The organism is Kitasatospora sp. MAA19 (assembly GCF_029894125.1).
In the GTDB taxonomy this organism is placed as follows: Bacteria; Actinomycetota; Actinomycetes; order Streptomycetales; family Streptomycetaceae; genus Kitasatospora.
Window position 1 is genome coordinate 50,373 of sequence record NZ_JARXYZ010000044.1, and the last position, 12,398, is coordinate 62,770.

The following is a 12,398-nucleotide window of genomic DNA, read 5'->3' on the forward strand; positions in this document are numbered from 1 at the left end:
GGTGGGCCGGGCCGGCTTCAGGTGAGGGTGTTGGAGAGGGTCGTGGCGTGTTCGCGGGCGTGGAGGTGGGTGAGACGGGGGAGGGCGTAGAGGGCGGCGTGGGCGGTGACCTCGCCGGTGGGGGAGGTGACGGCGCCGGTGTCGGTGAGGGCCTCCAGGGCGCGCAGGGCGAGGCGTTCGGGGCGGCCGAGGGCGGCGGCGGCCTCGGGGAGGGTGAAGAGCAGGGAGAGCGGGAGGGCGGCGAGGCGGCCGAGGGCGAGGCGCCCCTGGTCGGTGAGGTCGCGCCAGCCGGAGTCGAGGCGGGCGCGGACGGTGACGTCCCCGGCGACGAGTTCGTCCAGGGCGCCGGCCGGGTCGGCGAGGCGGGCCGCGTACTCGGCGAGCGGCAGGTGGCGCAGGACGGCGAGCCGGGTGCCGGCGACCCGGACGGCGAGCGGCAGCAGCCCGCAGGCCTCGGCGATCCGGGCGGCCGCCGCGCGGTCGGCGCCGATCCGCCCGGTGCCGACGATCCGGCCGAGCAGGTCGAGGGCTTCGGCGGGGGCGAAGGGCGGGACGGTGACCCGGTGCACCGAGGCCAGCCCGGCGAGTTGGCTGCGGGAGGTGACGAGGGTGGCGCTCGGGCCGAAGCCCGGCAGCAGTTCGCGGACCACGGCCTCGCCGGGGGCGTCGTCGAGGATCAGCAGCATCCGGCGTCCGGCCAGTGCGGCCCGCCAGAGGGCGGCGGCCTGGGCCGGGTCGGCCGGGCCGGGGCCCGACCGGCCGGTGAGGACGGCGAGTTCGGCGAGGACGTCGGCGAGCGGGCGCGGGGTACCGTCCGCGGTGCGCAGCCGGATCAGCAGCCGGCCGTCCGGGAAACGGTCGGCGAGCAGGTGTCCGGCGTGCACGGCCAGGGCGGTCTTGCCGATGCCGGCCGGGCCGGAGAGTACCGCGACGCGTTCGCCGCTTTCGCCCAACTCGTCGATCAAGTGGCGTAGTTCGGCGGAGCGACCGGTGAAGTCGGCGGTGCCGGCGGGTAGCAGCGCGCTGTTCGGGCCGGCGTTCTGTGCCGGTCCGGAGGTGGCGGGCCGGGCGGGACCGCGGGCGAGCAGCTGCCGGTAGCGGGTGGTCAGGGCGGGGCTGGGTTCCAGTCCCAACTCGCGGGCGAGCAGCTGGCGGTGGGCGTCGTAGACGGCGAGTGCCTCGGCCTGTCGGCCGGACAGGTGCAGGGCGTTCATCCGGGCGGCCTGGAGGCGTTCGCGCAGCGGGTGGCGTTCGGCCAGTTCGGCGAGTTCCTCGGCGACGGCCGTGGCGTTGCCGAGCTCCAACTCGGTCTCCGCCCAGTCCTCGTGGACGCCGAGGCAGCGGGCCTCCAGCCGGTCGGCCTCCGCCTCGACGGCGGGCGAGCAGCGCAGGTCGGCGAGCGGCGGGCCCTGCCACAGGTCGAGGGCCTGGCGCAGCAGCCGGGCGGCGGGGGCGAGCGCGCCGCCGTCGGCGGCGGCCCGGCCGGCCCGGGCGAGGGCGCGGAACTGCAGGACGTCGAGCTCGGGTTCGGCGACCCGCAGCAGGTAGCCTCCGGCGGTGTGGGCCAGCCGGTCGGGGCCGGCGCCGCGGCCGAGCAGGGTGCGCAGGGTGCAGATGTAGACCTGGAGGTTCTTACGGGCGGTGCGCGGCGGTTCCTCGGGCCAGACCGCGTCGGTGAGCAGGTCGACCGGGACGGCCGTGTTGGCGCGGCTCAGCAGGACGGCGAGCACCAGCCGCTGCTTGAGCGGGCCGAGGGCGAGCGGCCGGCCGTCCACCTCGCCGGTCAGCGGGCCGAGCACGGAGAAGCGCGGCCGGGCGGGGGCGGCGGGCTGGGCCAGGGGCATCGGCGTACCTCCGGGGCGTGGGTGGGGGCGTGCGGGGGCGTGACCGGCGGTGGTGCGGCGTGGGCGCAGGCTACTTGACGGCCGATCCGATCTGTAGGGCACGGAATCGGACCGGTTCGGTCACCCGACCCGCACACTTCGGTCACCCGGGGGAGGGGACGTCAGGGGGTGGCGGCCGCCGCGGTGTGCGGTGTCGCGGCAGGTGGGGCGGGGCGGGCGGGGGCGGCGGGGTGCGGCGGTGGGCCGGCGGCGGGGGCGCGGGCCGACTACCGGTCAGGGGTGGTCCGGGGGCGCGGGCGCGGGGCGCTTCCGGTGTTTCTCTAGCGGCGCTCGTCGACGGGGTGAGCGTCGCCCGAGGGACCGGGGCGTCGGCGGGAGGCCACCGGAGGTCCCGGTCCGGGCGCCGGAACGCGGGCCGAGCGGCCCCGGGCGCGCGGGCCGAACGGCCCTAGGGCGCCGGTGCGGTGCGTCCCGATCATGGATCGCCAGCTATTCGCACGACGTTCCTAAGGAGTGCGTCCTTGAGCGCCACCCCGGCACAGGGCGACCCCACGCCACCGCCAACCGCCGTACCACCGGAGTCGGTTCGGGCCCGACGGCCCGGTTCGGCCGTGGTCAGACTGCTGACCACCACCGACCACAAGACGATCGGCTCCATGTACCTGGTGTCGGCGTTCGGGTTCTTCCTGATCGGCGGTGTCCTGACGCTGGTCATGCGCGCCGAACTCGCCCGGCCCGGCACCCAGATCCTCTCCAACGAGCAGTTCAACCAGGCCTTCACCATGCACGGCTCGGTGATGCTGCTGCTCTTCGCGATGCCGCTGTTCACCGGCTTCGCCAACTGGATCATGCCGCTGCAGATCGGCGCCCCGGACGTCGCCTTCCCGCGGCTGAACATGCTGTCCTTCTGGCTGTTCATGTTCGGCTCGCTGATCGCCGCCGCCGGCTTCGCGACCCCGCAGGGCGCCGCCGACTTCGGCTGGTTCCTCTACGCGCCGCTGTCCGACGCCGTCCACTCGCCCGGCGTCGGCGCCGACATGTGGATCATGGGTGTGACGCTCTCCGGCTTCGGCAGCATCCTCGGCGCGGTCAACTTCATCACCACGATCATCTGCATGCGCGCCCCCGGGCTGACCATGTTCCGGATGTCCATCTTCTGCTGGAACGTGCTGCTCACCTCGGTGCTGGTGCTGCTGGTCTTCCCCGTCCTGGCCGCCGCGCTGCTCGCCCTCGAATGCGACCGCAAGTTCGGCTCGCACGTCTTCGACCCGGCCAATGGCGGGGCGATGCTGTGGCAGCACCTGTTCTGGTTCTTCGGCCACCCCGAGGTGTACATCCTGGCGCTGCCGTTCTTCGGGATCGTGTCGGAGATCATCCCGGTGTTCAGCCGCAAGCCGATGTTCGGCTACGCGGGGCTGATCGCCGCCACGGTCGCCATCGCGGGCCTGTCGGTGACGGTGTGGGCGCACCACATGTACGTCACCGGGCAGGTGCTGCTGCCCTTCTTCTCCTTCATGACCTTCCTGATCGCCGTCCCGACCGGGGTCAAGTTCTTCAACTGGGTCGGCACCATGTGGAAGGGCTCGCTCAGCTTCGAGACACCGATGCTGTGGACCGTCGGCTTCCTGGTCACCTTCCTGTTCGGCGGTCTCACCGGCGTGCTGCTCGCCGCCCCGCCGATCGACTTCCACGTCTCCGACTCGTACTTCGTCGTCGCCCACTTCCACTACACGCTGTTCGGCACGGTGGTCTACGCGATGATGGCGGGCTTCCACTTCTGGTGGCCCAAGATGACCGGCCGGAAGCTCGACGAACGGCTCGGCCGGATCAGCTTCTGGACCCTCACCATCGGCTTCCACGCCACCTTCCTGGTCCAGCACTGGCTCGGCGCCGAGGGCATGCCGCGCCGCTACGCCGACTACCTCGCCTCGGACGGCTTCACCACCCTCAACACCGTGTCCACCATCGGCTCCTTCCTGCTCGGGCTGTCGATCCTGCCGTTCCTCTACAACGTCTGGAAGACGGCCAGGTACGGCGAGAAGGTCGAGACCGACGACCCGTGGGGCTTCGGCCGCTCGCTGGAGTGGGCCACCTCCTGCCCGCCGCCGCGGCACAACTTCGTCCGGCTGCCGCGGATCCGCTCCGAGTCCCCGGCCTTCGACCTGCACCACCCCGACATCGCGGCGCGGGACGTCCTGGAGAACAGCGGCGCACCGGCCACCCACCTGGGCGACGTGACCCCGGCGGCCTACGACCGGCCGCGCACCCGGGCGGAGCGGGCGCGGTCCGCCGCGGACGGCTGACGCGGTCGCCACCCCCGAACGCCGCACACCCCGAACGCCGTCCCCGCCCGCCGCCCCCGTCACCGGTCGGGCGGGGACGGCTCCACCCCTGCGACCCGGAAGGCCGGCCCCATGACCCACACCGTCCTCGCCATCGGTACCGCCGCCCTCACCGCGAGCGGCTGCGTCTGGTACCTGCCCGCCATCGCCGACCTCCAGGCCGGCGCCGACCGGCCCCGCTCCACCCGTACGGCCGCGGCCGCCTGCGTCCTCTGGTGGGCGGCCCTGGCGCTGGCCGGCGGGCTGCTGCTCGCCCAGCCCGACTGGCGGCCCGCCGCACAGATCGCCCTCGCCGGGCTGGTCGGCGGGGCGGCGCTGCGGGTCCGGGCCCGATCGGAACGGCGCGGGGAGCAGCGGGAGTGCGCCGTCCACTGGGCCGCGCTGGACGCCGGGCCGGCGCCGCGCTCCGGGCGTCCCGCCGCCGTCGCCCTCGCGGGGTGGCTGGTCGTCGGTGCGGCGGTCGCCTCGCTGGGCGCGGTGGCGATCCTGCTGTCGGGCGAGGGCGGCCAGGGCCTCCGGGTGGCGCTCGCGGCGGCCTGTGGGGCGGTGGTCGCGCTCGCCTTCCTGCTGGCGGGGCTGGGCAGCGCGCGGCGGCGCTGAGGCGTCCTGCGGTACGGGCGGCGCGTCTCCTCCGGGAGCCGCGCCGCTGCTGCGCTCCGGGGTGCGGGAGCGGCCCGGGGGCCGTTCGTCGGGCCGGAATGGGGTCGTTGGGCCCTGGGCCCGGGGCCGGTGACCGGGGATGATGCCGCTGGGCCCCGCCGGGAGTGTGCGGGGGTGACGAAGGTGGAGCCGCGTGATGGCGACCAAGACGGCGGGCGCCGAAGCGCCGGCGCCGGTCCGGGTGTTCCTGCTGGACGACCACGAGGTGGTGCGCCGAGGGGTGCACGACCTGCTGGACGGCGAACCGGACCTGGAGGTGGTCGGGGAGGCCGCCACCGCCGAGCAGGCGCTCGTCCGGGTGCCCGCGCTGCGGCCCGACGTGGCGGTGCTGGATGTCCGGCTGGGCGACGGGGACGGGGTGTCGGTCTGCCGGGAGCTGCGGTCCCGGATGCCCGGGCTGGCCTGCCTGATGCTGACCTCCTTCGACGACGAGGAGGCACTGCTGGACGCCGTGATGGCGGGCGCCGCCGGATACGTGCTGAAGCAGATCAGCGGGACGGACCTGGTGGCCGCCGTCCGGACCGTCGCCTCGGGTCGCTCGATGCTCGACCCCGGTGCGGCCACCCGGCTGCTGAACCGTCTGCGCAACGACGCCGAACCCGCCCAGCCGGTCGTCACCGGGCCCGCCCTGACCGTGCGCGAGCAGGAGGTGCTGGCGCTGATCGGGGAGGGCCTGACCAACCGGCAGATCGGCGAGCGGCTCTACCTCGCCGAGAAGACGGTGAAGAACCACGTGTCGCGGCTGCTCGCCAAGCTGGGCGTGGAGCGGCGGGTGCAGGCGGCGCTGATCGCCACCGAGCTACGCCAGGCGTCGGCCGCCGCGCAGGCGTCGCAGCCGCGCTCCCGCTGGCGCTGACGGCCCGTCCGCTGCCGACTGGGTGGGACCCCCGGCGGGACCATCGGCCCTCGCGGCGAGGCCACCGCCGGGGCGAGCATCGAGGGCATGAACGGTGATCACGACCTGCTCGAACTTGACCGGGAGCGGGCGTTGGAGCTGCTGGCCCGGGCGGCGGTCGGCCGGGTGGTCTATACCATCCGAGCCCTCCCGGCGGTGCTGCCGGTGCGCTTCCGGCTGGACCTGTCGGACGGCGGCGGCGTCCTGCTCTCGGCCCCGGCCGGCTCCGAACTGGCGCGGGCCGTGGACGACGCCGTGATCGCCTTCGAGGCCGACGAGGTGGACGGCGCGGACGGCTCCGGCTGGTACGTCACCATCCTCGGCCGCGCCCAGGTCGGCCCCGCCGCCGGACGCACGCCCGGGGCCGTCCGGATCCGCATCCGCCCGGAACTGGTCGTCGGCCGGCGGCTCTCCCCGATCCGCTCGCACGATCCCGCCACGATCCGCCGCACTCCCGGTCGGGCGGGGGAGGCGAAGTGATCGACGGCGACGCCCAGGCCGTCGAGCGGCTGCCTGCCTTCCGTGCCTGAGGAGGTGCCACGACTCCAGCAGCGAGCGGGCCGTGCGGCGGAGTTCGAGTCTCCTATGCTCCACAGCGCCTAATACTCCAGCCGGACTTCTCCATTCCCGCTGGTCAGGGGGGGCCGGGCGACGGGGCGTCAGTCGCAGTCCTCGGCGGCCGCCTTGAGGTCGCCCAGCCAGGCCTCCAGGCCCTGACGCAGGATCGCGGCCGCGGCCGGGACGTGCGCGTCGACCTGCGGCCCGGAGTGGGTCTCCTCGGTGCGCACCAGGACGCCGCCGGGGGCCGGGGTGAAGGTCCACACGTGCACGCCGTCGATGTGCAGTCCCTCGGCGACGGCGGGGCCGGTCCAGCGGATGCAGGCACCGGGCTTCAGCTGCCGGACGGTGGAGGTGATGTCCAGGGAAGGGCGGAGGTGGCCGGGGCGGGCGGCAGCGGGGTGGTCCAGTGGAACGCCGAGCCGTCCGCGCAGCGGGCCGTGATCCAGGCGTTCGACGCCGGCCACGGCCCGTTGCCAGGACGGCCAGCGGGCGGGCAGCGCGACGCTGACGATCGAGACGTCCAGCAGGGTCCTCGCGAGTCGCAGATCCAAGGGATGGTCCTGCCTCACCCCGCGCGGCGGCAGCCGGGTGGTCATCCGGGCCGACCCACGGATGCGCCGGGACGGCAACGGTGCTGCTCGTCCCTTCGTGCGGAAAGGGGAAGGCGGCCGGTCGAAGCGCCGACCGCCTTCGGTGCGCCCCGATGCCGGGCGCCTCACCGGGTGACGACGGTGATCGTTCCGGCGCCTCCTTCTCGGTGCTGTGCGGCCAGGGCTTCCTGGTAGGTGACGTACTGGCGAACGGTGCCGTCAGGCAGGTTCAGCTGGTAAACGACGGTTTGCGGTGATCCTCCGCCGCAGTTGCAGGCCATGAGTTCAGTGTCCTTTCCGGGTGCTGGGGTTCGGGTCTTCTGGAGAGGGGGCGTTGGTCAGTCCAGCCATCGTGAGGCCACACCCGCCAGGTACGAGATGCTGAGCGCGGTCGCCGGTATCCGGAACCACGGGCTGCCCTCCAGGCAGGCGGCGCAGCCGGCCGCGACGGCGGACACCCAGACGCTCGAACACCAGCCGCAGGTGATCAGATAGGCGGCCTTGGACTCCTCGCCGAAGCGATCGGCGACCCAGATCCTGAGACCGCCCGCGAGGGTGTCCTTGGTCAGGAAACGGGTGACGCGGCAGGTGGCGCCGAGCGCGAGAAGGAACATGGTCAAGCTCATCGGGACAACTCCACTGACCAGGGACGCGGCAGTACGGTTGCGGGCGTGGCGGCGGGTACGGCGGCTTCGCCGCTACGCCCCAGCGCGTCCGTCCCCCCGCCGTGCGAGGGCGGGGGGACGGACCTTCGAGGTCGGCTGCTCATCTGCGGACGATGAGGTCAGGCCTCACCTGGCTCGGCCACCAGTACCGGTCCGCGATCCACGTCCCGGGCCCGATAGGACCGGTCCGGTCACTACTGCGGCCGGCAGGGCAGCAGGGTGCCGGTCGACTGCAGCGTCGTGCCGCCGACGGTGGCGGTCGCGGTGAAGGCGCCGGATTGGACCTGAAGCAGGTTCAGGTCGGTGGTGAGGGTCGCGATCCCGGACGCGTCCGTCACCGCCGAGCCCACCGGCTGTCCGGCGATGAGGAAGTTCACCGTCACGCCGGCGGCCGCGGGAGTGAGCTGGGCCTTCAGTGTGGCGATGAAGGGGTACGGCTGCCCGTGCGAGGGGGTCGCCAGCGCGTGCTCCCAGTGGCCCCGCCAGCAGGACGGCAGCGCCTGCAGGCTCGCGGCGGGGCCGCCTACGCCGACGGTGATCGGGACGGGGAGCGAGACGACGTTGGTGCAGGTGCAGGTGGTGCCGGCCGCGGTGACGGTGGCGGTCAGCGACACCGGCCCGGCGGTGAGGAAGGTCATCGACCCGGTGGCGATGCCGAGTGCGCTGGTGGTGGCGGTCACCGGGGTGGCCCCGTCGCCGTTGAAGGTGACCGTCGCACCCGGAACGGGCACGCCGTTGCACAGCACCACCGCGGACACGACGGCGGGCTGGCCGGCGACCACCGGGGTCACCGGCGGCAGCAGGAACACCAGGCAGGTCGGCGGCGCGGTCACCGTGACGGTGACCGGGATGGAGACGACGTTGGTGCAGGTGCAGCCGGTGCCGGCCGCGGTGACGGTGGCGGTCAGCGACACCGGCCCGGTGGTGAGGAAGGTCATCGACCCGGTGGCGATGCCGAGTGCGCTGGTGGTGGCGGTCACCGGGGTGGCCCCGTCGCCGTTGAAGGTGACCGTCGCACCCGGAACGGGCACGCCGTTGCACAGCACCACCGCGGACACGACGGTGGGCTGGCCGGCGACTATCGGGCCGACCACCGGCTGGATGATGACCACCGAACAGGTCGACGGCGCCGGCACGGTGACGGTGATCGGCACGAAGGTGCAGGCCGCACAGGTGCCGGCGGAGGGGGTGAAGCTGACCCCCACCACCTGACCGGCCGTCAGCGACAGTCCCAGACCGACCGGACCGACCACGCCGTTGACCACCGGGGCGGTGACCGTGGCCCCGCCCGGCAGGGTGTAGGTCAGGGTGCCGTTGACGGAAATCAGGCCGGCGCTGCAGGTCAGGGTGGTCTCGGCGGTCACGAGGCCGCCGACGGCGATCGACAGCGTCGTGGAGATGGTCCCGGCCGGCGCCGCGTCGACGGTGACCGTGCCGCTGTCGACCGCGACCACCGTGGCGACGGCATTCAGGTAGGTCACCAGGACCAGCTGCGCGCCGGAGCCGACAGCCGTGAACGTCACCGGTCCGGCGGCGCCGGCGACCACCGGCAGCGACTGCGGGGCGGCGCCGTCATAGAAGAAGACAGCGGTGGCGGCCGCCGCGGGCGCGCCGGTGGCCGTGGCGGTGAAGGCGGAACACGCCGCCACGGGAGTGGGAACGATGGTTACTGCCATGTGAGCAGCCCCTTGAGCGAGTCGGGAGTGGGGCTGCCCGAACACGGCCGCGCCAGATGGTACGGCCGACGAATTCCACCTGTCAGGGTGCCCGTGTATGGGGACGGTGACCCGTCAAGCGATCACCACCCCGACGCCCCGACAGGGGAATGGGCACCCCACAGTCGGTCACTGCCATTACAACTACACCGGCCGGCCAAGGCCATACCCCCCCGATCGAATAACCCGTATGGGCCAACGTTCGGAACACCACCACACCCAACAGTCGCTCCGACCACGGAACTTGCACCGCACGGGGCGCACTGCACGACTCCGCACGCCCCGTTCCCGCCACACTGACCGCCTGCCGGAGCGGTACGCCGCGGCAGTTGCCGGCGGGGACGAGCGGCGATCAACGCGGCCATGTACTCCAGCGCCCGCCCTCGCGGCTCCGATCTGGTGAAACGCGATGCAAAGCGGGCATGCAACCCCGCCACCGCCGCCTTCCACTCCTCGACCTGCCCCACCCCAAGATCAATCACCCGCCGAGGCAATCATGATCAAGTGCGGTTGCAGTACTAATACTCCAGTGAGAGTTCTCCGTATGTCCTGGTCAGCGGCCTGGTGGCGGTGAGTGTAGCGGCCTGATGTCCCATCAGGGACGGTCTTCATGAGATCGCCCCTCGATCGTGTGCAGCCGACGTTGGTAGTGACAGCGGCGGGCGATGGCCTGGCGTTGTCGGCGCCAGGTGGACCAGTTCAAGGAGTGAGCGCGGGGCGAGCACCGTGGCGGACGCGGCCCGTGGGGGCGGCCAGCCGCCAGGAGCCGCCGGATCTCTGCCACGGTGAGGTCCACCAAGGCGCGGGAACCGTTTCTGCAGCCCCCTTTGATGCCGCCGCCATCGCGGCCAGGAAGGCGTGGGCGAGCATGGCCAGGGTGATGTGCCGCATCCAGCCGGTGTAGCGACGGACCTCGTACTGATCCAGGCCGCATTCGTTCTTCGCAGCCTGGAAGCACTCCTCGATCGCCCAGCGCATCCCGGCAATTCGCACCAACTGCTCAACAGTCGTTTCGAGTTGTGAGTAGGCGAGGTAGTAGGTGATCTCGTCGGGCCTGCTCAGGCTGCGGCGGGCCAGTGCCCACCGCTGGCGGACCTGGACCTCGCCCTGGTAGTCGAACTCCGCCACGGCGGGCAGCCGGATGGCCGCCCAGTCGTAGATACGCGGTCCCTTTGCGCTGGCACCGCACGAGATCCGCTGCCAGGCGTCGGCCGGGGCCTGGGAGAACAGCCAGCCGATGCGTGGACAGCCCACGCTGAACTGGGGCTTGGGCACTGCCAGGACATAGCCGACACCGGACTGTTCCAGCAGTCGGCGGAAGCGTCCTTCCTGTCCGTAAGCCGAGTCGGCAGTGACCCAGGCGATGGGCAGCGGGGAGGCAAGTGCGCGTAGGACCAGGGCCTTGGCGAGCTGGCCCTTGGTGTGGAACTCCCGCTCGTCGGGGATCTTCGCCGCGCGGCAGCGGTCCCGATCCTCGGTCCAGGACCTGGGCAGGTAGAGCTCGCGGTCGACAAGGGCCCGTCCGCGGCTGGTGACGTAGGCGGCGAAGACTCCGATCTGGCAGTTCTCGGTGCGGCCGGCGGTGCCGGAGTACTGGCGTTGCGCACCGGCGGAGGTGGTGCCTTTCTTGACGAAGCCGGTGTCATCGATGATCAGGACTCCGTCGTTCTCGCCGAGGTGTTCGGCGACGCAGTGCTGGAGTTCGTCGCGGATCTCGTCCGCGTTCCAGCGGGCGCCGGCGAGCAGGTGCTGGAGGCCGTCGGGGGTGGTGTGGCCGGCGTACTCGGCCAGCTGGTGAGGTCGGTCCGGGGCGCCCTGCCGACGTTGCCGTCGGTGGGTTTCCCCGAACCGCCTCCCGAACCGGACGTGCCCGATTTCCAGGCATCCGGCTCTCCACAAGCCCTCTCAGGCGACCGCGTCGATCGTGGCCCCGCTGGGCCAGGGCGAGGGGATCTTGGTCCCGCGATACAGGTAGCGGCTGGTCCGCACCTTCGCGGCCTTGAACAAGACCACCTCGCCGTCGGCGGGCCACCATCGGCCCACGCAGTAACGACGGCGCAGGGTCTTCCAGTTGGTCCGGCGATGTTTGTGCCGCAGCCATCCGAAGACCTGTCGCCACGTGAAGGCCGACAGGTACTGGAAGGTCGCGGACGACACGCCGTGCCGGAAGTACGCCGTCCAGCCCCGCAGTACCGGGTTGAGCCGGTGCAGCACGGCCGCCAGCGGTAGGTTCGTGTCCTGTCTGCACAGCGTCTTGACCTTATCGTCACGGGTCCCGGTCACGGCGATCAGGAAGTCGTCCGCGTACCGGAACAGCCGGTAGTTGGGCAGCTTCCGGCGCCGACGCCTGGCCCGCTCCGCCTGAGTGGAGTTCGGCCCGCCCGGACCGGCCGCGATGAACTCATCGAGGACGGAAAGGGCGATGTTTGCCAGCAGTGGTGACAGGATCCCTCCCTGCGGAGTGCCGCTGTCGGTCTCCCTGGACAAGCCGCCCTCGGTGAGGATGCCCGCCTTCAAGAACGCCTTCACCAGGTCCAGAACGCGACGGTCCCCGATCCGCCGACGCACCCGGTCCATCAGGGCCGCGTGGTCGATCGAGTCGAAGCACGCCTCGATGTCACCCTCCACCATCCACTCGTAGGAGTTCTTGGCGAAGTGGTGCGCTTCGGCGAGCGCGTCATGAGCCCGGCGCTTGGGACGGAACCCGTAGGAGCACGGGAGGAAATCCGCCTCGAAGATCGGCTCCAACACCAGCTTCAGGGACGCCTGGACAACCCTGTCCCGCACGGTGGGAATGCCCAACCGACGGCGCTTGGCCGTTCCCGGCTTGGGAATCATCCTCTCCCGCACGGGCAGCGGCTGGAAGTTACGACCCTTCAGAACGGATCGCACCTCGTCGAGGAAGACCTCGACCCCGCGCCCGGCCTCCACGGAGCGGGCGGTCTGCCCGTCCACCCCGGCCGAGCGAGCACCCCTGTTACCCCGCACCCGAGCCCACGCGACCAGCAAGAACGCGGGATCAGCAACGAGATTGTGAGGTCGGCCCGGGACGCCCTGCTGGTGTTGCCACCAGTGGGTTTTCCCGGACCGCCTCCCGCACCCGGCGTGCCCGTCTCCAGGCACCGG

General features: G+C 72.4%; 11 protein-coding genes. 4 read left to right on the forward strand and 7 right to left on the reverse strand.

Going from position 1 to position 12,398, the window contains the following annotated elements:
- Positions 1-17: 17 nt before the first annotated feature.
- A complete protein-coding gene (locus tag P3T27_RS36955; RefSeq protein ID WP_280685702.1) occupies positions 18-1,844 on the reverse strand; it encodes a BTAD domain-containing putative transcriptional regulator in 1,827 nt (608 codons plus the stop codon).
- 521 nt (positions 1,845-2,365) lie between these two features.
- Between P3T27_RS36955 and ctaD the strand changes: the two genes are divergently transcribed.
- The 4 genes from ctaD to P3T27_RS36975 all read left to right on the forward strand — a co-directional run bounded on the left by ctaD (position 2,366) and on the right by P3T27_RS36975 (position 6,221).
- Positions 2,366-4,147 carry a cytochrome c oxidase subunit I gene (ctaD, locus tag P3T27_RS36960; RefSeq protein WP_280685703.1) on the forward strand — a complete coding sequence of 594 codons (1,782 nt, stop codon included), beginning with the start codon at positions 2,366-2,368 and terminating at the stop codon, positions 4,145-4,147.
- Between the two features lie 111 nt (positions 4,148-4,258).
- Positions 4,259-4,786: a hypothetical protein gene (locus P3T27_RS36965; protein ID WP_280685704.1), complete on the forward strand. Its 528-nt coding sequence runs from the start codon at positions 4,259-4,261 to the stop codon at positions 4,784-4,786.
- Positions 4,787-4,982: 196 nt separating this feature from the next.
- Complete coding sequence (locus P3T27_RS36970; protein ID WP_280685705.1) at positions 4,983-5,702, forward strand: response regulator transcription factor; 720 nt, start codon at positions 4,983-4,985, stop codon at positions 5,700-5,702.
- Positions 5,703-5,789: 87 nt separating this feature from the next.
- Positions 5,790-6,221, forward strand: a complete 432-nt coding sequence (locus P3T27_RS36975) for a pyridoxamine 5'-phosphate oxidase family protein (RefSeq protein WP_280685706.1) — start codon at positions 5,790-5,792, stop codon at positions 6,219-6,221.
- 179 nt (positions 6,222-6,400) lie between these two features.
- On the opposite strand, the gene P3T27_RS36980 is transcribed toward P3T27_RS36975, so the two are convergent.
- The 6 genes from P3T27_RS36980 to P3T27_RS37005 all read right to left on the reverse strand — a co-directional run bounded on the left by P3T27_RS36980 (position 6,401) and on the right by P3T27_RS37005 (position 12,227).
- Positions 6,401-6,853, reverse strand: coding sequence for an SRPBCC family protein (locus P3T27_RS36980; protein WP_280685707.1), 453 nt, complete (start codon positions 6,851-6,853; stop codon positions 6,401-6,403).
- A gap of 164 nt (positions 6,854-7,017) precedes the next feature.
- The gene (locus tag P3T27_RS36985) at positions 7,018-7,173 is read right to left on the reverse strand and encodes a hypothetical protein (RefSeq protein WP_280685708.1); all 156 of its coding nucleotides are present in this window, start codon (positions 7,171-7,173) and stop codon (positions 7,018-7,020) included.
- A 57-nt stretch (positions 7,174-7,230) separates the two neighbouring features.
- Positions 7,231-7,518: a hypothetical protein gene (locus P3T27_RS36990; protein ID WP_280685709.1), complete on the reverse strand. Its 288-nt coding sequence runs from the start codon at positions 7,516-7,518 to the stop codon at positions 7,231-7,233.
- Between the two features lie 233 nt (positions 7,519-7,751).
- Positions 7,752-9,233, reverse strand: coding sequence for a hypothetical protein (locus P3T27_RS36995; protein WP_280685710.1), 1,482 nt, complete (start codon positions 9,231-9,233; stop codon positions 7,752-7,754).
- A 738-nt stretch (positions 9,234-9,971) separates the two neighbouring features.
- The gene (locus P3T27_RS37000; RefSeq protein WP_280685711.1) at positions 9,972-11,171 is read right to left on the reverse strand and encodes an IS701 family transposase; all 1,200 of its coding nucleotides are present in this window, start codon (positions 11,169-11,171) and stop codon (positions 9,972-9,974) included.
- A 6-nt stretch (positions 11,172-11,177) separates the two neighbouring features.
- On the reverse strand, positions 11,178-12,227 hold the full coding sequence (locus P3T27_RS37005; RefSeq protein WP_280685712.1) for a reverse transcriptase domain-containing protein: 1,050 nt from the start codon (positions 12,225-12,227) through the stop codon (positions 11,178-11,180).
- Positions 12,228-12,398: the final 171 nt, after the last annotated feature.